Source organism: Microbulbifer variabilis, from assembly GCF_056232115.1.
Map to the genome: position 1 here is coordinate 1,579,331 of NZ_CP174325.1, position 19,460 is coordinate 1,598,790.

17 protein-coding genes are annotated in these 19,460 nt (G+C 53.0%); 6 read left to right on the forward strand and 11 right to left on the reverse strand.

The window, feature by feature from the left end; genetic code table 11:
• Positions 1-47: 47 nt before the first annotated feature.
• Both glyS and glyQ read right to left on the reverse strand, forming a co-directional pair.
• On the reverse strand, positions 48-2,129 hold the full coding sequence (glyS, locus tag ACJJI7_RS06875) for a glycine--tRNA ligase subunit beta (protein ID WP_444902422.1): 2,082 nt from the start codon (positions 2,127-2,129) through the stop codon (positions 48-50).
• A complete protein-coding gene (gene glyQ / locus ACJJI7_RS06880; protein ID WP_020413864.1) occupies positions 2,129-3,085 on the reverse strand; it encodes a glycine--tRNA ligase subunit alpha in 957 nt (318 codons plus the stop codon). The genes glyS and glyQ overlap by 1 nt, the downstream gene beginning before the upstream one ends.
• Before the next feature lie 159 nt (positions 3,086-3,244).
• Between glyQ and ACJJI7_RS06885 the strand changes: the two genes are divergently transcribed.
• Positions 3,245-4,132: a lysophospholipid acyltransferase family protein gene (locus tag ACJJI7_RS06885; protein ID WP_020413863.1), complete on the forward strand. Its 888-nt coding sequence runs from the start codon at positions 3,245-3,247 to the stop codon at positions 4,130-4,132.
• 44 nt (positions 4,133-4,176) lie between these two features.
• On the opposite strand, the gene ACJJI7_RS06890 is transcribed toward ACJJI7_RS06885, so the two are convergent.
• From ACJJI7_RS06890 to def, 9 genes are all read right to left on the reverse strand, one after another.
• A complete protein-coding gene (locus tag ACJJI7_RS06890) occupies positions 4,177-5,364 on the reverse strand; it encodes an ABC transporter permease (RefSeq protein ID WP_444902421.1) in 1,188 nt (395 codons plus the stop codon).
• Between the two features lie 74 nt (positions 5,365-5,438).
• Positions 5,439-6,599 carry an ABC transporter permease gene (locus tag ACJJI7_RS06895; RefSeq protein WP_020413861.1) on the reverse strand — a complete coding sequence of 387 codons (1,161 nt, stop codon included), beginning with the start codon at positions 6,597-6,599 and terminating at the stop codon, positions 5,439-5,441.
• Positions 6,596-7,291, reverse strand: coding sequence for an ABC transporter ATP-binding protein (locus tag ACJJI7_RS06900; protein WP_444902420.1), 696 nt, complete (start codon positions 7,289-7,291; stop codon positions 6,596-6,598). Before ACJJI7_RS06900 ends, ACJJI7_RS06895 begins: the two co-directional genes overlap by 4 nt.
• Positions 7,292-7,339: 48 nt before the next feature.
• Positions 7,340-8,374 (reverse strand): efflux RND transporter periplasmic adaptor subunit, encoded by a 1,035-nt coding sequence (locus ACJJI7_RS06905; RefSeq protein WP_353375837.1) that lies wholly within the window; start codon positions 8,372-8,374, stop codon positions 7,340-7,342.
• A 98-nt stretch (positions 8,375-8,472) separates the two neighbouring features.
• Complete coding sequence (locus tag ACJJI7_RS06910) at positions 8,473-9,924, reverse strand: TrkH family potassium uptake protein (RefSeq protein ID WP_020413858.1); 1,452 nt, start codon at positions 9,922-9,924, stop codon at positions 8,473-8,475.
• Between the two features lie 85 nt (positions 9,925-10,009).
• Entirely contained in the window at positions 10,010-11,395 is a 1,386-nt protein-coding gene (trkA, locus tag ACJJI7_RS06915; protein WP_020413857.1) for a Trk system potassium transporter TrkA, read from the reverse strand.
• 30 nt (positions 11,396-11,425) lie between these two features.
• The gene (gene rsmB / locus ACJJI7_RS06920) at positions 11,426-12,733 is read right to left on the reverse strand and encodes a 16S rRNA (cytosine(967)-C(5))-methyltransferase RsmB (protein ID WP_282952025.1); all 1,308 of its coding nucleotides are present in this window, start codon (positions 12,731-12,733) and stop codon (positions 11,426-11,428) included.
• Entirely contained in the window at positions 12,730-13,689 is a 960-nt protein-coding gene (gene fmt, locus ACJJI7_RS06925; protein WP_282952024.1) for a methionyl-tRNA formyltransferase, read from the reverse strand. The genes rsmB and fmt overlap by 4 nt, the downstream gene beginning before the upstream one ends.
• A gap of 63 nt (positions 13,690-13,752) precedes the next feature.
• Entirely contained in the window at positions 13,753-14,259 is a 507-nt protein-coding gene (def, locus tag ACJJI7_RS06930) for a peptide deformylase (protein ID WP_020413854.1), read from the reverse strand.
• Between the two features lie 182 nt (positions 14,260-14,441).
• On the opposite strand from def, the gene ACJJI7_RS06935 reads away from it, so the two are divergent.
• From ACJJI7_RS06935 to ACJJI7_RS06955, 5 genes are all read left to right on the forward strand, one after another.
• A complete protein-coding gene (locus ACJJI7_RS06935) occupies positions 14,442-15,512 on the forward strand; it encodes a LysM peptidoglycan-binding domain-containing protein (RefSeq protein WP_020413853.1) in 1,071 nt (356 codons plus the stop codon).
• 70 nt (positions 15,513-15,582) lie between these two features.
• Entirely contained in the window at positions 15,583-16,725 is a 1,143-nt protein-coding gene (gene dprA / locus ACJJI7_RS06940; protein ID WP_444902419.1) for a DNA-processing protein DprA, read from the forward strand.
• Between the two features lie 250 nt (positions 16,726-16,975).
• Complete coding sequence (locus tag ACJJI7_RS06945; protein ID WP_157533529.1) at positions 16,976-18,196, forward strand: tetratricopeptide repeat protein; 1,221 nt, start codon at positions 16,976-16,978, stop codon at positions 18,194-18,196.
• Between the two features lie 169 nt (positions 18,197-18,365).
• Positions 18,366-18,881 carry a 5-(carboxyamino)imidazole ribonucleotide mutase gene (gene purE / locus ACJJI7_RS06950; protein WP_020413850.1) on the forward strand — a complete coding sequence of 172 codons (516 nt, stop codon included), beginning with the start codon at positions 18,366-18,368 and terminating at the stop codon, positions 18,879-18,881.
• 9 nt (positions 18,882-18,890) lie between these two features.
• Complete coding sequence (locus ACJJI7_RS06955) at positions 18,891-19,457, forward strand: L-threonylcarbamoyladenylate synthase (protein ID WP_020413849.1); 567 nt, start codon at positions 18,891-18,893, stop codon at positions 19,455-19,457.
• The last annotated feature ends 3 nt before the right edge of the window (positions 19,458-19,460 follow it).

Below are 19,460 nucleotides of genomic sequence, written 5' to 3' on the forward strand. Positions count from 1 at the left end.
CTCCCTAATCTGCGAGGCGGGGCTTAATGCCCCGCCTCAGCAAGTCATTACTTGGCAGGAACCAGCAGGGAAATATCGGCAACTTCGAGGAACAGTGCACGCAGCTGGGCCAGCAGCGCCAAGCGGTTGTTGCGCAGTTGCTCGTCGTCGCTCATCACCATCACATGGTCGAAGAAGTTGTCCACGGTTTCACGCAGCCCGGCCAGACCGGCGAGGCCTTCGGCGAAGAGTGCATCGCTATACAGCGGTTCAACTTCTGTGCGGGCAACCTGTACGGCGGCGAATAGGGCCCTCTCCGCCTCCTCCTGCAGTAGGGCTTCATCGACATTGCTGGGCACGGCGCCATCCAGTTTGGCGAGAATATTGGAGACGCGCTTGTTCGCTGCTGCGAGGGCACCGGACTCCGGCAGCTGGCTGAAGGCGTTGACCGCGTGCACACGATTGTCGATATCCAGCGGTCGTGACAATTTTCGCGCGGCAACCGACATAAAGACCTCGGCGGCAATGCCCTGATCCTCGTAGCGGGCGCGGAAGCGCTCAAGTACATATTGCAGAGTCTGCTCTACCACCTTGTCGTATTCACCCAGGGCGGTGCGCGGATAGTTGTCACGGGCCAGTTCCAGTAACTCGCGCAGGTCCAGATCGAGGCGCTTCTCTACGAGAATGCGGATAATGCCCAGGCTGGCGCGGCGCAGGGCGAAGGGGTCGCGGGAGCCGCTGGGAGGCTGGCCAATGCCAAAGATACCCACCAAGGTATCGAGTCGGTCTGCCAGGGCGATTACAGTACCGGTGTCGCTGACGGGCAGCTCGTCACCGGCAAACTTGGGCATGTACTGCTCGTACATGGCCTTGGCTACATCCAACGGCTCGCCATCATTTTCGGCGTAGTAGTAACCGGCGATGCCCTGCATATCGGCAAACTCGAACACCATCTCGGTAACCAGGTCTGACTTACACAGGCGGCCGGCGCGCTCGGCCCAGTCGCCGTTACTACCGGTTTTCTCGGCGATAGTGCGGGCCAAAGCGGAGACCCGCTCGGTTTTGTCGTAGACGCTACCCAAATGCTGCTGGAAAACGATCTGGCGCAGTTTTTCGCGGCGTGATTCCAGGCTGGTTTTCTTGTCAGTTTCGAAGAAGAAGGCGGCATCTGCCAGGCGTGGGCGGATTACCCGCTCGTTGCCGTGGATAACCTGGGCGGCATCCTGACTCTCGATATTGGACACGGTGATAAAGAAAGGCAGCAATTGGCCGTCTTCATCCACCACGTGGAAATACTTCTGGTGCTCCTTCATGGAGGAGATCAGGGCCTCGGCGGGCACTTCCAGGAAGCGCTCTTCGAAGCGGCCAGTAAGGGCGACAGGCCATTCCACCAGTGCAGTCACTTCGTCGAGCAGATCGTCGTCGATGACCGCTTCACCATTGACGTTGTTGGCTTCGGCAATCACCTGGGCACGAATGGCTTCACGGCGTTCGGCGAAGTCCGCCATGACGTAGCCGGGTTCGCGCAGAACCTGTGCATAGTCGTGGGCGGAGTGGATCTCCAGCTCCCGATTGCAGTGGAAGCGATGACCACGGCTGATGTTACCGGCTTTTAAGCCGAGTACTTCACCATCTACCACCTTGTTGCCGAACAGCATGACGAGCCAGTGTACCGGGCGCACGAACTCCTCGCGGCGTGCACCCCAGCGCATACGCTTGGGAATGGGAAGCTGGGCCAGGGCTTTCTCGACAATACCAGCCAACAGGGATTCAGTTTCAGCGCCTTTTTGCTCGCTGATAAAGGCCAGGCGCTCGCCTTTGTCGGTCTCTTTGCGCCCGAGTTCTTCAATGGTTACGCCATTGCTGCGGGCGAAACCCTCAGCGGCTTTACTGGGCTTACCCTCTTTATCGAAGGCGGCTTTGACGGCCGGGCCCAGCTTTTCAATTTGCTTGTCCTGCTGTTTGTCTGCCAAGCCAAACACCGCTACTGCCAGGCGGCGGGGGGCTGCGTAGGCTTTAACTTCACCAAAAGACAACTCGGCGCCTTTGAGGCCCTGGGTAATACCATCGGCGAAAGCGCTCATTAATTTGTGTAACGCTTTTGGTGGCAGCTCTTCAGTGCCCAGCTCTACCAGAAAATCCTGAGCCATTACTGCTTCTCCTCTTGCTCGATGTCTTCCACCAAAATATCTGCCCGCAGTGCTTCATCTGCCAGGGGGAAGCCTAAGGCGCGGCGCGCATCGTAGTAAGCCTGTGCCACGGCGCGGGCCAGGGTGCGTACACGCAGGATATAGCGCTGGCGCTCGGTCACTGAGATGGCGTGGCGCGCATCCAGCAGGTTGAAGGCGTGGGAGGCCTTCATGACTTGCTCGTAAGCGGGTAGTGGCAGGCCCAGCTCGATCAGGCGCGTGCTCTCGCGTTCGCAATGATCGAAGGTAGCGAACAGGAATTCCACATCGGCGTGTTCAAAGTTGTAGTGGGACATCTCCACTTCATTCTGGTGGAAAACGTCGCCATAGGTGACGGGGCTGCCATCCGGGTTGCGGGTCCAGACCAGATCGTAGATGGACTCGACACCTTGCAGGTACATGGCGATACGCTCCAGACCATAGGTGATCTCGCCGGTAACCGGGTAGCACTCGAGGCCACCGACCTGCTGAAAGTAGGTAAACTGGGTGACTTCCATACCGTTCAGCCAGACTTCCCAGCCGAGGCCCCAGGCACCCAGGGTTGGGGATTCCCAGTTGTCTTCTACGAAGCGAATATCGTGAATAGCCGGGTCCACGCCCATGGCGCGCAGGCTGTCGAGGTACAATTCCTGAATATTGTCCGGGGACGGCTTCATTACTACCTGGTATTGGTAATAGTGCTGAAGGCGGTTGGGGTTCTCTCCATAGCGGCCATCGGTGGGGCGGCGGCAGGGCTGTACATAAGCCGCATTCCAGTTTTCCGGGCCTATGGCGCGCAGGAAGGTCGCCGGATGAAAGGTGCCGGCGCCCACTTCCATATCCAGAGGCTGTAGAATGACGCACCCTTGGCGCGCCCAATAATCCTGCAGGGCAAAAATGAGTCCCTGAAAGGTACTGAGATCGTATTGCTTGGACACCGCTATCTCCGGATCAGTATCTGCTGTGGGCAAAGGGACGCAATTATAGCGGTAGCGGCTGCTGCGCTTAAAGCGTTGTGGTCACGCTGATGGTTTAAACCGCCATACTTGGCTTTAGGGCCGCCAAACGGCGGTATTTTTGTATAGGAAGTTGTTGCATTGGATATTAAGGGGCACCTGGCTGCAGGTGCACTGAAACTGATTGGCAGATTACCGCTGTCCTGGTCGAGGTGCCTAGGGCGCTTGGCTGGCAAGACGGCGGTGTTGTTGCGTACCGAAGGTCTGCGCCTGAGTAGAATTAATCTGGCGCAGTGTTACCCGGCGATGAACCCTAAGCAGCGGGAGAAGCTGGCCCGGGAAAGTGTGGTTAATACCGCTGTCACTGGATTCGAGATGGCGAGTATTTGGCACCATCCCTGGGCGGTCAATGAAAAGACCATAGTGTCGGTACGCAATCAACACTTGTTGTCTTTAGGAGAAGAGGGTGGTCGCGGCACCCTGGTATTAATGCCGCACACAGGCAACTGGGAAATTTTTGGTATGTACCTGGCGGCTATGGGGCCGTCTATGGCATTGTACCAACCGCCCAAAATTGCTGAGTTGGACCCGGTGATTCGCGGTGGCCGCGAGAAGACCGGCGCACAAATGGTACCCACCAATATCCATGGTGTGCGCTCCCTGCTCAAATGCTTGAAAGCCGGTCATGTCGCGATGGTATTGCCGGACCAGGAGCCCGATATGGGTGGGGATTTTGCCCCTTTCTTTGGGCGGCCGGCATTGACCATGACACTGGCTCACAATCTACTGCAACGCACTAAATGCCACGTGGTATTCGGTTTTGGCAAGCGTGTGGAAGGGGGGTTTGAATTGGTGTTTCTGCCCGCCGAGAACGCAATTTACAGTGAAGAGCAGAAGGTCTCCCTGGCGGCGATGAACCGTGGTGTAGAGGCCTGTATCGCCCAGGCACCGGAACAGTACCAGTGGGAGTACAAGCGCTTCCGCAAGCAACCGGAAGGCAAAAGCAAAATTTATCGCAAGAATAGATAGCGCTGCCGTGTGGCAGCCCTATCTAAGTGATTGTCGGACTGGTTTCAGGCAGCGTGACGAAATGCCACTATCACTGGCATACGCGCTGCGCGCCAAGCAGGGAAAAAGCCGCTGACAAAGCCGATCGCCAGAGCCAGTATGGCGCCCTGCAGGAACAGGTCCGGCGACATCTCAAAGCTGAATACCACTTGAGTGAAGCTACCACCCAAGGTTGAGGTATTCAGCCCATCGAAGAAGACAAATGCAGCTAGTGAGCCCAGAAGTCCACCCGTTACTGCCAGTACCATGGCCTCGGCGATGGTGCCGCAAAAAGCTGAAAAGTTGCTAAAACCCAAAGCGCGTAGTGTGGCAATCTCCTTTGCGCGATCTGCAACAGATGTATACATGGTATTAAGGGCCCCGGCGAGGGCACCGAGAGCCATTACCGCGCTGATAATCCAACCGAAAGTGGCTATGTACTGCAGTTGTTTGCCCTGGCTGGCAAAGTACTCCTGCTCTGTCTGCACCTCCAGATTTAAGCGTGGCTCTCGCTCAATACTATCCTGCAATGGCTTTATGTCGCTGTCATTTTGCAGCTTTGCTCGGATTGACTGGTAGCTATTTCCGCGATTGTAGTGGCTCTGAATAGTTTTTATGTCCGCCCAGAGTTCGCTCTCAAAAATATTACCTCCTGTGGAAAAAACACCAACGACTTTCCACAGGTTCTTGCCAAAACGTACTTCCTTTCCTATTTCGAAGCCATTGAACTCCCGCAGCACGCCTGCTCCCACAACCATCTCGTTGGTTCCAGGAGTAAACATGCGTCCCTCTACCAATTGCATATTCGTGCGCATATCCATGCCGGTCTTGTTGAGTCCGCGCAAAGGAATATTCGCCTCGGTACCACTGGATTTCTTAATACCATCGACAATCACATAGAGCTCTGGTGAAACCAGTGGACCATTGGCATCGCGGGCTACTCCAGCTGATTCCCCGATAAGATTGACCTGATCCTGCAAGATTACTGAATTGAGCTCGGTTGATGAGCCCTCCCGCATAAGGATAGCGATCTGGCTTGAGCCAGCTCCGCGCATGGTCTCCTCAAAGCCTTTGGCCATGGCGAGAAATGCCAGCAATATGGCTACTACAACTGCCGAGGCCAGTACCATGGCTAAAGACATCCACAGGCGCCGGCGCAGGCTGCCAAGATTCATGAGGGTCACTGAGACTATTTGTGCAATAAGAGAACCCATTATTTTCCCTCCATATAGGAGTTTTGCTGCGATTCGTAAAAAAGAAAAGACAGCGAAGCCGAGTATCAGCTGATTTATTGTTGACGGTTAAATGCCGTGACGATGTTTAGGCGCAGAGCATTAAATGCTGGCAGTAACCCGGTAATTAACCCTAGTAAAAGCATAAATACCAGCGCTTGCAGGGCGATATTTCCGTCCAGAATCAGGTTGGGTAGAAACCTGGCAAGGAAAGTTTTAACACCCTCGACCAGCAACCAGGCTGCGGCAAGACCCGAGAGTCCACCGACCAGCGCGACCAGCATGGATTCCGAAAGCACCATACGGAAAATTCTGCTACTGGAAAAACCTAAAGTTTTCAACACAGCAATCTCCCCGGTGCGTTCGCGAATAGCCAGTGCCATGGTGTTGCCGACCACAACCAGAATGGTGAAGAAAGCGGTAAATACAACTGAGAAAATGATCAGTCCAATATTTCCGATTTGTTCAATAAAAGCCTTATTAAAGGCCTTTTCAGTGCTGGTATCCGTTTCATTTTGAGAGTTGGCAAAAGTATCATCAATAGTTTTCGCCACTTTTTCATTGAGGGAAGAATCTTCAGTGGTAAGGGCCATCCAGCCGATCCAGTCACCACCAAATGTTTGGGTTTCCATAAAATACTTATAGTGGAAAAGCATCTGACGTGTATCGTATTGTTCAGTATCCCCTTTAAAAATTCCGGATACTACAAACTCCCAGGTGTAGCCACCGTCTTTGTGGGTGAAAATATTGGAGGAAATTGGAATCCGATCACCAATTTTCCAACCATAAATTTGCGCGAGTTTTTCACCGACTAAAACGCCCTGACGATTGTTGAACCAGGCCCTCTTTTGGTCTTCGGGAACAACAACTTCCTTGTAAACCCTTAGGTAAGATTCTGGTTCCACTGCCATAGAGACTACTTGTCTTGCCGGTTCCTGGTAATAGCCGCCAAACCAATTAAGATGGGTAACGTCCTTTACCCCCTCTACTGCGGCAACTTTTTGGTAGTACGCAATGGGTAGCGACTTGGTAAAATTTATACGATTAAAAACCACTAAACGATTGTCTGCAGAAAGTTCCACACTGGAATTTAGTGCAGTTTTTAAACTGGTAACCGCGCCAAAAATCAGAAAGGCAATAAATATGGCAAAACATGTGAGGAAAAGCCGTAGAGGCTTTCTCGTCATGTTTTTATAAATTAAATAAAATTCGTTCATGCCACTATTTCCCCCTGCACAAATTGCCCTTTATCGAGATGCAGGGTGCGTTTGGCGTATTTGGCTGCAGCGGGGTCGTGGGTGACCATGACGATAGTTTTTCCATGGTCGCGATTTAGCAACTGCAACATTTCCAGGATTTCATCGGCAGTAGCACGGTCCAGATCTCCTGTGGGTTCGTCACACAATATCAGTTTGGGATCGGAGACAATTGCGCGGGCGATGGCCACTCGTTGCTGTTGACCACCGGACATCTCGCTAGACATGTGTTTGGCGCGATCGCTCAACCCCACAAGAGCGAGTGCTGTTTCCACATTTTTACGTCGTTGCGCTTTAGATAGCTTGGTCAGCATTAGTGGCAGCTCCACATTGCGCTGCGCATTCAGCATTGGCATTAAATTGTAGAACTGGAAAATAAAACCAATATTTTCCGCTCTCCAGCGAGTCAGGGCACCTTCGCTAAGAGAATCAATACGTGTACCGTCAAACCAGACCTCGCCACCACTGGGTTGATCAACACCGCCTAACATGTTTAGCAGAGTGGTTTTACCTGAGCCGGATGGCCCCATGATAGCGACAAAATCCCCCCGATCTATGGTCATGTTGAGGTCGTCAAAGATAGAAATTTTCTCTTTGCCTTTGACAAAATTTTTACTGACGTTCTTTAATTGAAACAACACATCTTCTGACATCTAAAAATCCCTCTTAATATAAAATGAATGGTGATGTCGCCTGTGCCGCTAGATAGCCAATTCCTCCCCGGCCAGGAACCCAACTTTGACACCCATATCCGGCAGGATACGAGGGTCTTTGTCATCAATACCAATACGTACCCGCACAGTGGCCTTGGCGCGATCGGCGGTTGGAATAATGGCAATTACTGTTGCTGGAATATTCCATTCCGGGTAGGCGTCCAGATTGGCATTTACCCGCTGTCCAGTAGATACGCGGCCGATAAATGCTTCATTGACGTCTACTTCGATCTCCAGTGAGTTCATGTCCACGATGGTACAGATGCCTGTGCGGGTGAAGCCACCGCCAGCAGAGCTGGGGGCGACAATTTCACCAGGCTGCGCATTTTTTTGTGTGACGATCCCGGTGAAGGGGGCGCGAATAGTGTGATCTTCCAGCCGTTCGCGCTGACGTTCGGCTTCGAGTTTAGCGACCTCAATGTTGGCTCGGGCACTTCTTAAGTCGGCCCTGAGGCCCTCCGCACTTGCCTGGCTCTGGGTAAGCTGCGCTTTGCTCGAATAGTTCTTATCGCGCAGTCCCGCAAAGCGCTGATACTGTCGTTCGGCTTCTTTTAGTTTGGCGCTGATACTGGCTTCCTGGGCTTGCAGCACCTCTATCTGGGCTAAGGCAAAATCCAAGCTGACCCGTGCTTTTACATCATCGAGACGTGCCAGCACCTGGCCCTCACTGACTTGCATTCCCTCCTCGACATCCACACTGCTGATCAGGCCCATCACTTCTGCAGATACTGTGGCCATGCGCCGTGCTGTAATGTAGCCGGACGCATTGAGGACGGTTTCCATCCTTGCGGGGGAATTGTGTGTAGGTGCTGATGCAGTGGAGTTTTCTGGTCGAGCTTGCACTGGTGACTCAGGGGGCTGCTCTTCCGTCAGTAAGTTACCAGCGGCAAATCCTATTACCAGGCCGGCAATGGTGCCAATAGAGGCCGCCAAAAGGGTTTTCCGCGGTGATGAAGGTATTTCTTGAGCCGCATCCCGGTCAATTTTTAACTGACCGAGCAACTCACTGGTGTTTCTGCTCATACAGCCATGTTCTTATTCGTTACTTCCTGTAGAAGATAACTTTGGCAGAAACTAAAAAATATTGCTATGCGTCAAGCGTCCAAGGAGACGGGGCAGTTTTAATGGCGCCAGAAAGCCGGAGTCAGTAGTACCAGCAAGGTGAAAATTTCCAGGCGGCCCATCAACATGGCGAGGATCAGGAACCACTTCGCCACCTCATTGACGGAGCCATAATGGGAGGCCGCATCCCCGAGCGCGGGTCCGATATTACTGAGGCAGGAGGCTACGGTGGTCACAGAGGTAACAAAATCCTCGCCGGTGGCGATCACAATAATTGAGAGAATAAAAAACGACAGCACATAGACGGCAAAGAAACCCCATACGGCATCGGTTACGCGGTCGGGTACGATTTTGCGGTTGATCTTAATGGGGATCACCGCATTGGCATGTACCAGGCGGTTTAGCTCGCGCATGCCGGATTTCATGATCAACATGCCGCGCACGGCCTTGATACCACCAGAGGTGGAGCCGGCACAGGCGCCGAGAATCCCTAGGAGTAGCAACGCATAGGGAAGGAATACCGGCCAGGCTGAGAAGTTTTCAGAGGCAAAACCCGCAGTAGTACTGATTGAGACCACCTGGAAAAAGCCGTGTAGCAGGCTGTTTCCGGGCGAGAAAATATTCAATATCCACAGGTAGCAACTGATCAGCAAGCCGGCGCCCAAAATAAGCATCACGTAAAAGCGAAATTCGGAGTCGCGCCAGTAGTGCTTTATGGTTTTGTTACGAAAGGCGTAAAAGTGCAAGCCGAAGTTGATCGCTGCGGTAAACATGAAAATGATACAGATCACCATGATCGCGCGGTTGTGGGCGTAAAAGCCCATACTGGCATCATGGGTGGAGAAGCCGCCGTTGGCTACGGTTGAAAAGGCATGGCCAACGGCGTCGAAAACGGTCATGCCGGCCCACCAGTAACCGATACCACACAGGATAGTGAGGATTACATAAATCACGATCAACGCTCGCGCCGTTTCGGCGATACGCGGTGTTAATTTGGTGTCTTTCACCGGTCCGGGAATTTCCGCTTTGTATAACTGCATGCCACCAATACCGAGCATGGGCAGGATAGCCAGCGCAATAACAATTACGCCGATGCCACCAAACCACTGCAATTGCTGGCGGTAGTAAAGGATTGCTGGAGGCAGAGTGTCCAGGCCGGTAATTACCGTGGCACCAGTGGTTGTCAGTCCGGAAATCGATTCGAAAATCGAATCGGTAATACTCAGGTCTGGCTGTGGGCTGATAATGAAGGGCAGGGAACCAAAACTACCAAGGATCAGCCAAAATAGCGAAGTCACCACAAAGCCATCCCGTGTACGTAGATCCTGGCGCAGGTCATGCACAGGTAGCCACATAAACAGACCGGTAATCAGGGTAATAGCAAAAGCGGCAATAAAGGCACTGTGGGTGTCGTCGCTATACCATAGGGACACCACGATAGGCGGCAGCAGTGTCAGGCTGAACACCGTCAGTAGAATTCCAAAAACTCGCGCAATTACCGCTATTCGCATTGGCGCCTATTAGCCTGTTATCTGTAGTTTCTTTATGTGGACGAAAGGAGTAGTGATCGCCGGAGTTATAAATCGAATTCTGGCTTTAGAAAAAGCCGAAACCCACCTGGAACAGTTGTTCCACATGGCGTGTCTGGCGGCGATCTACCAGAAACACAATTACATGATCGTCACTTTGCACAATCACATCATCATGGGCCATCAAAACTTCACTGCCATTTTCTGTCTCACGCACAATGGCTCCGATAGAAGCGCCATCGGGAAGGTCGATGTCCTCGATTTTTTTACCAACCACCTTAGAGGTGCGTTCATCACCATGGGCGACAACCTCAATGGCTTCAGCTGCACCGCGGCGCAGGGAGTGGACATTAACCATGTCACCACGACGCACATGGGTAAGCAGGCTACCGATCGTATTTTGCTGTGGTGAAATAGCAATATCGATCTCACCACCTTGTACCAGGTCGACATAAGCACGGTTATTGATGAGGGTCATTACCTTGCGCGCGCCGAGCCGTTTAGCCAGTAGTGATGACATGATGTTAGCTTCGTCATCATTGGTGAGGGCGAGGAACACATCCGTATCCTCGATATTTTCCTCCAGCAACAGTTCCTGGTCAGAGGCACTACCGTGCAAAATAATGGTGTGGGAAAGCTCTTCGGACAGGAAGATACAGCGCTCGTGGCTCTGCTCAATAATCTTGACTGAATAGCGGTTTTCCAGCTTGGTGGCGAGACGCAGGCCGATATTGCCGCCACCGGCAATGACTACGCGTTTGTAGCCGTGCTCCAGACGGCGCAATTCGCTCATTACTGCACGAATATCAGCGCGCGCAGCGATAAAGAATACTTCGTCACCGGCTTCGATAACTGTGTCACCCTGAGGAATTATGGGACGGTTGCGGCGGTAGATGGCTGCCACCCGGGTATCCACCTTCGGCATATGTTCGCGCAGGTAGCGCAATTGGTGCCCCACCAGAGGGCCGCCCTGTACCGCTAATACCGTAACAAGCTGTACTCGGCCATCGGCGAAGTCCAGCACCTGCAGTGCGCCGGGGTGTTCCATCAAGCGTGCAATATATTCTGATACCAGTTGCTCCGGACTAATCAGGACATCAATAGGAATGGCCTGGTTATCGAACAGCTCTGGGTGACGCAGGTAGGAAGAGGCGCGAACCCGTGCAATTTTAGTGGGTACGCGAAACAGTGAGTGTGCAATCTGGCAGGCCGCCATATTGGTTTCATCGTTGTTGGTCACCGCCACCAGGATATCGGCATCTTCAATACCTGCATCCATCAGTACGTCAGGATGAGAGGCGTGGCCGATAACCACGCCGATATCGATACGATCACGAAGCTCGCGCAAGGTTTTCTCGTCGCTGTCCACCAGGACAATATCGTTGCGTTCTGAGGCCAGGGCCTCCGCCAGTGAGCCGCCCACCTGGCCGGCGCCGAGAATGACAATTTTCATATCGGATGAGACTCGCGGCCCGCGCCGCTGTTATTCGGCTTTGCTCAGCAGAGCGTAGTAGAAACCGTCGCCGCCACTGTTCTGGGGCAGAAGCTGTATCCCCACAGGCTGCTTTTCTCCCCAGGACTTGCCGTTTAGCAGTTCAGGAGTATTGTCGCTCGCATCTACAGTCTCCGCAATGAAAGCCGCGACAACTTCACTATTTTCCGTTGGTAGTACTGAGCAGGTAGCATAAACCAGGCTGCCACCGGGTTTCAGCAGACCCCAGCTGGAGCGTAATATCTCACCCTGCAGCCGAGCCAGTTCGGCAATATCTTCATCGCGTCGTAATAATTTGATATCTGGGTTGCGGCGGATCACACCAGTGGCGGAGCAGGGGGCGTCGAGCAGGATACGATCAAATTGCTGCCCATCCCACCAGGCCTCTGGTGCGCTCGCATCAGCACAGATTAACTGCGCACTCAGCCCACAGCGGTCGAGGTTCTCCCGCACACGATCAAGGCGATTTTCCTCGATATCCAGTGCACTTAGCTCAATAGTGGGCTGTTGTTCCAGCAGGTGGCAACTTTTGCCGCCCGGTGCCGCACAGGCGTCAAGCACCTTCTCGCCAGGTAGAGGATTGAGCAGTAGCGCCGCCAATTGAGCAGATTCATCCTGCACGCTAACCAGCCCTTCTGTGAAGCCCGGCAAAGCGCCCACCGATACCGGCTCAACCAGGGTGATACCAACTGGTGATACCGGGCAGGGTTCTGCGGATAGGCCGGTTTCAGCAAGCTCCTGCAAATAATCCGCACGGGAAATTTTGCACGTATTTACCCTCAGGGTCATAGGAGGGTTGGCGTTGTTGGCACGGAAAATTCCTGATGCCCGATCTGGCCAAGCGGCTTTGATACGTTGTTGTAGCCATGCAGGGTGTATGGAGCTGAATTGGGGGTTGCCGGATAGTTTGCGCTGTAGTTGTTCGCTGTTGCGTAGTGCATTGCGCAATACGCCGTTAATCACCCCGGTAGCTCGATCCAAGCCCAGACTGCGCGCGGCGTTTACCGTAGCTGAAATAGCCGCATGATCGGGAATACGAGTGTATTCCAGTTGATATAGGCCCAACAGAATCAAAGCGCTGACCAGGGTGTCTCCGGGCTTCCTGCGCAGCAGCTTGGCCGCGATTAATTGCAGTCGCGGTGCGTAGCGGGCGCTGCCGTAACAGAGTTCGCGTAGGAGTGCGCGGTCGCGCTCCTCTACCTTGTCTTCGGCCTTTGGTAACAGGCGTGCCAGCGAACCCTGCTCTTCCAGTAGGGCGGCGATAATTCGAGCGGCTTCGGCGCGTACATCTCTACTCATCGTATTGTTTCACCCAGCAGCGTGCCTGGGGCGAACTGCTCTCGATAGCCTTTCAGGATTTCTGCTGCCGGTAGGGCCTTTTTGCCAGGCAGTTGCAGGAGTTGTAGGCGCAGGGCCTCGCGGCCACAGGCAACCAGGATACCTTCATCATCGCTGGCGAGGATAGTGCCGGGTGCCTGATCGTGACAGCCGCGCTCTAGTGCGGCACTGTAAATACGTAACCGCTGCTCGCCTTTTTTATCGAGGTAGGTAGTCCAGGAAACCGGGAAGGGGTTAAAGGCGCGGATCTGTCGTTGCAGCTCCTCTGCGGATCGCCGCCAATCTAGACGTGCCTCTTCCTTGGAAATTTTATTAGCGTAGTTGGCCTGGTTTTCATCCTGGATTTCTGGCTTGGCTGTGCCGGAAGCCATTTTTGTCAGGGCTTCAATCAGGGCAGGACCGCCGAGCTCTGCCAACTTGTCGTGCAGACTTCCGCCAGTCTCATCCTGTTCAATGGCACAACGGCGTTCCACTATAACCGGCCCTGTATCAAGGCCAGCCTCCATTTGCATAATGGCCACGCCACTCTTGAGGTCCCCAGCTTCTACCGCGCGCTGTATGGGCGCGGCACCGCGCCAACGTGGCAATAAAGAAGCGTGTACATTGACACAGCCCAAACGGGGAGTATCCAGAACCGCCTGGGGAAGAATCAGGCCATAGGCCACCACCACCATTATATCTGCGCGTAAAGATGCAAGTTCGGCCTGGGCATCTTTGTCGCGCAGGTTCAGTGGTTGGTACACTGGAATATCGTAGGAAAGGGCTAATTGCTTGACCGGGCTGGACAGCAGCTTCTTGCCCCGACCCGCCGGCCTGTCCGGTTGGGTGTATACGGCAATGACATTGTGCTCACTATCTAGTAGCGCTTGCAGATGCACGGCGGCAAAGTCCGGCGTGCCGGCAAAAATGATATTCACTGGCTGATTCTCAAATCGGAGGAAATAGCTGGCGCCGGATATGCCGGCGGCCAGCCTTCTTTATCAGGCGCGTCGGCGCTGGGATTTTTCCAGCTTGGAGCGAATGCGGTTGCGCTTGAGTGGGGAGATGTAATCCACGAACAGTTTGCCATCCAGATGGTCGACTTCATGCTGGATACATACTGCCAATAGTCCCTCTGCTTCAATGGCAAAGGGTTCACCATTGCGATCCAGGGCCTTGATCCGCACTTTACGCGGGCGCTCCACGGTCTCGTAGAAGCCTGGCACGGATAGACAACCCTCATCGTACTGGTGGATTTCCTCTTCCAGTACTTCGATTTCCGGGTTGATAAAGCCGAGTGGCTCGCTTCCATCCTCGGATATATCCACCACCACAATGCGCTCCTGCACATTGACCTGGATAGCGGCGAGGCCGATGCCGGGTGCGGCATACATGGTTTCAAACATGTCGTCCAGCAACTGGCGATGTGCATCGGTCACTTCAGCGACCGGTTTTGCGACCTCGCGTAGACGAGGATCGGGAAATTCCAGTATCTCGAGTTTAGCCATAACACCTGTGACAAACTTCTAGTATTCGTTGAACGTGCGCTGATAACATTATGATCGCGCTCAATATTTACCGAGTGGACCCCTGATTTTCGCTGGCGCTTTGCGCCCGGGTCCGGCTACTTTCCACCAGAGAGTAGCCCGGCGCTGAGAATTATAGCGATAAAGAGCATAGGAATGCTTCCATGAAAAAAATAATCCTGGCCGCTGTTTCGATGCTGGCGGTTGCCCTGGGCACTGAAGCCCAGGATCAGGTACGCCTGAACCCCAGTCATCCCGATGCTTATGTAGTGCAGAAGGGCGATACCCTGTGGGATATCTCCAGTGAGTTTCTGGTACAGCCATGGTATTGGCCCGAGATCTGGCAGGTGAATCCTCAAGTGGAAAACCCGCACTTAATTTACCCCGGCGACAGCTTGCGCCTGGTCTATGTGGATGGACAGCCTCAGTTACAGCTCCAGCGCGGTCCACGGGCTTACCAGCTGTCACCAGGAGTGGATGGCAGTCGCCTGACGCCCCAGATCCGCCGTGAAGCGGTAGAAAATGCTATCCCTGCGATTCCTCTTGATGCAATAAATGCTTTTCTCTCGCGTACCCGTATCGTTGAACCCAACGCTTTTGAAGGTACGCCCTATGTGGTGTCCGGTTCCGATAACCATATCCTGATGGGCGCTGGAGATACCATTTATGCACGCGGTGACTTCGAGGCCCCCTTGGCCTCTTATGGTCTATACCGTCCCGGACCGGTTTATGCCGATCCTGTCAGTAATGAAACCCTTGGTCGCCAAGCGTTGGGTATCGGGGAAGTTGACCTGCTGCAGTTGGACCCGGATAGCCTGCCTGGATTCTCAGTAGCCACTTTGGGAGTGGCCAATACGGCTCGCGAGATTCGCCTGGAAGATCGCTTGATGCCGGTAGAGGAACGCTCAATCGAAGCATTATTTCATCCCAGTGCTCCAGCTCTTCCCATAGATGGATTGATTGTCGGAGTGGATGAAGGAGTTACCCAGATCGGTAAGTTCGATGTGGTTATCCTCAATCTGGGAGACCGCGATGGCATAGAGCCGGGTAATGTTATGGCTGTTTACAAGCGCGGCTCCGTTGTTCGCGATCGTATTGTCGGTGACAGTGTGAAATTGCCTGATGAACGCGCTGGTGAGATGATGGTATTTCGCACCTTTGAAAAGATGAGTCTCGCCCTGGTGCTTGAGGCAGAGCGCCCCCTGGCTGTGATGGATCTGGTGCGCAACCCTTAACGTAGCCCTATTCTCTGCGGCGGATCTTGCTGTTTGGACCGCCGCTCAACCAAAAAACAGAGTAAACGGCATGGATGCGTTAACCGCAAGCATGGCCCTACTACGCCTAGAGGGCATAGGCCCCGCCCGATATTGGCAATTGCTCGAGCACTTCGGTTGCCCGCTTCAAGCCTTGCAGCAACTCCCCAATACCCTGTTATCTAAACTCCCAGCACGAGCCCGATCCCAGTGGTATGAGTTCACCCGATTGCAGGCCCAGAGTGCCCTAATCAGTTGGGTTGAAGAAGAGCGTGCTCGCTGCGTAGAGAATGGGATTCATTTAATGTGTTATGGGGATACTGATTATCCAGTTCTATTAAGTGAAACTTCCCGACCACCTCCGGTACTTTATCTTCGCGGCAGGACAGAAAACCTTTGCTTGCCACAGATTGCTATTGTGGGTGCCCGCCGCGCTACCAGCGCCGGCTTGGATAATGCTCGCGCGTTTGCCGCAGAGCTCGCCACTGCCGGTTTCGCAATCACCTCTGGACTTGCCCTGGGGGTAGATGCGGCGGCGCATCTCGGAGCCCTGTATGGAAGGGGGGCAACTATTGCAGTGTTGGGAAGCGGTGTGGACCGAATCTACCCTCGTCATAACCAGAGGCTGGCAGGGGATATTCTCGAAAGGGGCGGAACGATTCTCAGTGAGCTGCCTTTGGGTAGTAGTGCCGAGGCCAAAAACTTCCCTCGCCGCAACCGTATTATTAGTGGGCTTTCTATGGGGGTGTTATTAGTTGAAGCTGCGTTGCGTTCCGGCTCCCTAATTACGGCGCGCTTGGCACTGGAGCAAAACCGAGAAGTGTTTGCCATTCCTGGCTCGATTCACAATCCGATGGCTCAAGGCTGCCACCACCTGATCAGGCAGGGCGCGACTTTGGTTGAGACCAGTGGCGACATCGCCTCCCAGTTGGGGGGGCTACTGTCAGAGCCTGTTTCAGCGGAAAAAAACCGTGAAGTATTAGAGGGGCGCCAACAGGTTATTGTGGATGCCCTCGCTGGCGGCCCCCGCAGTATTGAGCAACTGGCTATGGATAGTGGGGAAGGTTCGGGGGAGTTGATGGGGTTGTTGTTACAGTTGGAACTGGAGGGGCTTTTAGAAGAATTACCCAGTGGTTATCAGCTAACTGCCCGCGGTTCTGCTTGCTGTAGGTTGGCTGAGAAAGATCTAACTTAAAATGAAGTTGCTTGCCGATGCAGTGTAGCCATTTATTCAACAGGTAAAGTGCGAAATTGAACACTTGCAATGAATACGTTGGGTGGGTGCTGGACTGTACAAATAGTCATGGTCTTTTCTGCCGCAGGTTGGTCCAGCTGTGGTGAGTAAATGTAATTAATCTGATATTAACAATAAATTATCCTGACTTTTATGATAAAAATGTATTTCATGTTTTATGTATTTTGAAAATACGTAGAAGGACAAAACTATGAAAATACAATTTATAAGAATAATTATCCTTCTAATAATGATGCTGGGCTTGGCTGCATGTGCAGTGCAGCCCTCGATCACCGATTCTTTGCCACCACAAAACTTCACAAAAGAAAATTTACTCTCAGGTGCTGTTCTTTTGGGGCACCCGGTATCAGATACCGATCTTCCCGATATAGATATTTTGGCAGTGAATGATGAGATGCGGTTGCTTTTGGGGTCGGTCGATGGTGTAACCGATAGTGATCGCCTTAATACCCTGGTTGGAAGTTTACAAGGTAACAATTTCTCAATTTATTATGATGCTGATGCCACCCTAGAAGCTTCTAAAGTATTTGAAGAGCAGCGGGGTAACTGTATGGCGTTTAGTGCCTTTATGGTTGCTATGGCTCGAGAACTGGATATAGACATAAAATTTAATGAGGTGTTTATACCAGAAACTCGGTATTTTGAAGGTCAGCATACTTTTGTTTACCAACACATCAATGTCATTGCCGATGTTGGAAATGAGCACCGTGTCTTGGATTTCAATTTTGTTGATTACACTCCAGCCTATCGCCAAAAAACACTTGGAGATGATGAAGCATTTGCCAGATTTTATAGTAATCTGGCGATGGACTTTCTTTCTAAGCGAGATATAAATCGGGCATTTATTTACTTACGCAAAGCCTTATCCTTGTCTCCCGATGCGTCAGACCTTTGGAATAATTTGGGTGCAATCTATCGCTCTGCGGGGTATTCAGACCAAGCTGTCGATGCCTACGGGGTATCTCTTGGACTGGATAATACTAATTTGATTGCCCTGAGTAATTTGGAGAGAGCACTCAGAAACCGCAGTGATTTTGATTTGGCGAATATTCTCTCTGAGCGGCTACAGGGGTATCGAGAACAAAATCCCTACTACTGGTATGGCATGGCCTTGGCTGCCTATAAACAAGAGCACTTTGAATTGGCACTCAAGCGGGCCAAGGACGCGATCTCTCTGGAAAGAGCTGATCACCGTTTTCATTTTCTCCTGGGGATGGCCCGCTTCAAGGTTGGTGATGGTGGCTACCGGAAGAGTTTCAGGCAAGCGTTGACCCTTTCGGTAACTGATGGGGATCAAGAACGTTACAGGAAAAAACTGGATACTCTCGGAATAAGAGATATAAAGCCAGTATCTTCGATTGGAAGGGTCAGACATCCAGAAACCACACGCCCATGGTGGTGGAACCCGTGAGTCAGGCGTGGCTCTAACCAGGTAAAACTGGAAGAGACTCATCTCGGCAAAACAAGGATGTTCAAATATTAACCAGAAGGAGTTGTTGGTAGCGGCAACACCTTGTGCCCAACTGCACAATCGGCTAGATTGCCGCGCTTCCCCCGCTTCGACAGTAAAGAGAGTTGAAATGAGCAAGCCTTTTGTAGCAATCCTGATGGGTTCCGACTCCGATCTGCCAGTCATGGAAGCCGCCTTTGGTGTGTTGGAAAAGTTCGATATTCCTTTTGAGGTAAAAGTCACTTCCGCCCACCGCACCCCGGAAGCCACACATAATTACGTTACCGATGCCGACAAGCGCGGCTGTGCAGCCTTTATCTGTGCCGCGGGTATGGCTGCGCACTTGGCTGGTGCAGTGTCTGCCACCACCCTGAAGCCGGTGATAGGTGTGCCGATTAACGCTTCCCTGGATGGCCTGGATGCCCTGTTATCCACCGTACAAATGCCTGGTGGCATCCCGGTGGCAACTGTGGCGATTGGCAAGGCTGGTGCCAAGAACGCAGCCTATCTGGCTGCACAGATTATCGGTTCTTCTGATGCTGAAATGCACCAGAAGCTGGTAGATGAACGTCGTGCCAATGCCGAAGCGATTATTGCCAAGGATGAGCAGCTGCAAAAAGACCTGCAGCAGCGCAAAACCAAGTAATTCGTCGCTATGTTGTATTCACCGCTCGCTGTAAAGCAGGCCGCCCGAGCCCTGGCGGCGGGCGGTGTTATTGCCCACCCTACCGAATCTGTGTGGGGGCTCGCCTGTGACCCAAATAATTTACAGGCGGTTCGGCGTTTGTTGCAATTGAAGAACCGTCCACTGGAGAAGGGCCTGATCCTGGTTTCCGGAGAGGAGGCGAGTTTTAGCGAATTACTCGACCCCCTCAGTGATGAGCAGCGCCAGCAATTGCATGCAACCTGGCCTGGTCCGGTTACCTGGTTGGTTCCCCATTTGGGCCGCATCCCCTACTGGGTCTGTGGCGCCCATCCGTCAGTGGCCTTGCGTTGCACTGACCACTCATTCACCGCAGCGTTAACACGCGCTTTTGGCGGTGCTATTGTATCCACTTCTGCCAACCCGGCGGGATGTCAGCCCGCTCGCTATAAGTACCAGGTATTGCGATATTTCGGCGATGCGCTCGACTTTGTCGGTGGAGGCTCCACCGGCGGCCGCAATTCACCAAGTGAAATCCGCGATCTGCTCAGCGGAAAATTGATGCGCGCGGGTGGTTGATTT

Excerpts from the sequence above, each read along its gene's own strand:
- glyS (WP_444902422.1), bottom strand. The coding sequence starts at position 2,129 with ATGGCTCAGGATTTTCTGGTAGAGCTGGGCACTGAAGAGCTGCCACCA.
- ACJJI7_RS06890 (WP_444902421.1), bottom strand. The coding sequence starts at position 5,364 with ATGGGTTCTCTTATTGCACAAATAGTCTCAGTGACCCTCATGAATCTT.
- ACJJI7_RS06895 (WP_020413861.1), bottom strand. The coding sequence starts at position 6,599 with ATGAACGAATTTTATTTAATTTATAAAAACATGACGAGAAAGCCTCTA.
- ACJJI7_RS06900 (WP_444902420.1), bottom strand. The coding sequence starts at position 7,291 with ATGTCAGAAGATGTGTTGTTTCAATTAAAGAACGTCAGTAAAAATTTT.
- ACJJI7_RS06905 (WP_353375837.1), bottom strand. The coding sequence starts at position 8,374 with ATGAGCAGAAACACCAGTGAGTTGCTCGGTCAGTTAAAAATTGACCGG.
- ACJJI7_RS06910 (WP_020413858.1), bottom strand. The coding sequence starts at position 9,924 with ATGCGAATAGCGGTAATTGCGCGAGTTTTTGGAATTCTACTGACGGTG.
- trkA (WP_020413857.1), bottom strand. The coding sequence starts at position 11,395 with ATGAAAATTGTCATTCTCGGCGCCGGCCAGGTGGGCGGCTCACTGGCG.
- rsmB (WP_282952025.1), bottom strand. The coding sequence starts at position 12,733 with ATGAGTAGAGATGTACGCGCCGAAGCCGCTCGAATTATCGCCGCCCTA.
- def (WP_020413854.1), bottom strand. The coding sequence starts at position 14,259 with ATGGCTAAACTCGAGATACTGGAATTTCCCGATCCTCGTCTACGCGAG.
- ACJJI7_RS06935 (WP_020413853.1), top strand. The coding sequence starts at position 14,442 with ATGAAAAAAATAATCCTGGCCGCTGTTTCGATGCTGGCGGTTGCCCTG.
- dprA (WP_444902419.1), top strand. The coding sequence starts at position 15,583 with ATGGATGCGTTAACCGCAAGCATGGCCCTACTACGCCTAGAGGGCATA.
- ACJJI7_RS06945 (WP_157533529.1), top strand. The coding sequence starts at position 16,976 with ATGAAAATACAATTTATAAGAATAATTATCCTTCTAATAATGATGCTG.
- purE (WP_020413850.1), top strand. The coding sequence starts at position 18,366 with ATGAGCAAGCCTTTTGTAGCAATCCTGATGGGTTCCGACTCCGATCTG.
- ACJJI7_RS06955 (WP_020413849.1), top strand. The coding sequence starts at position 18,891 with ATGTTGTATTCACCGCTCGCTGTAAAGCAGGCCGCCCGAGCCCTGGCG.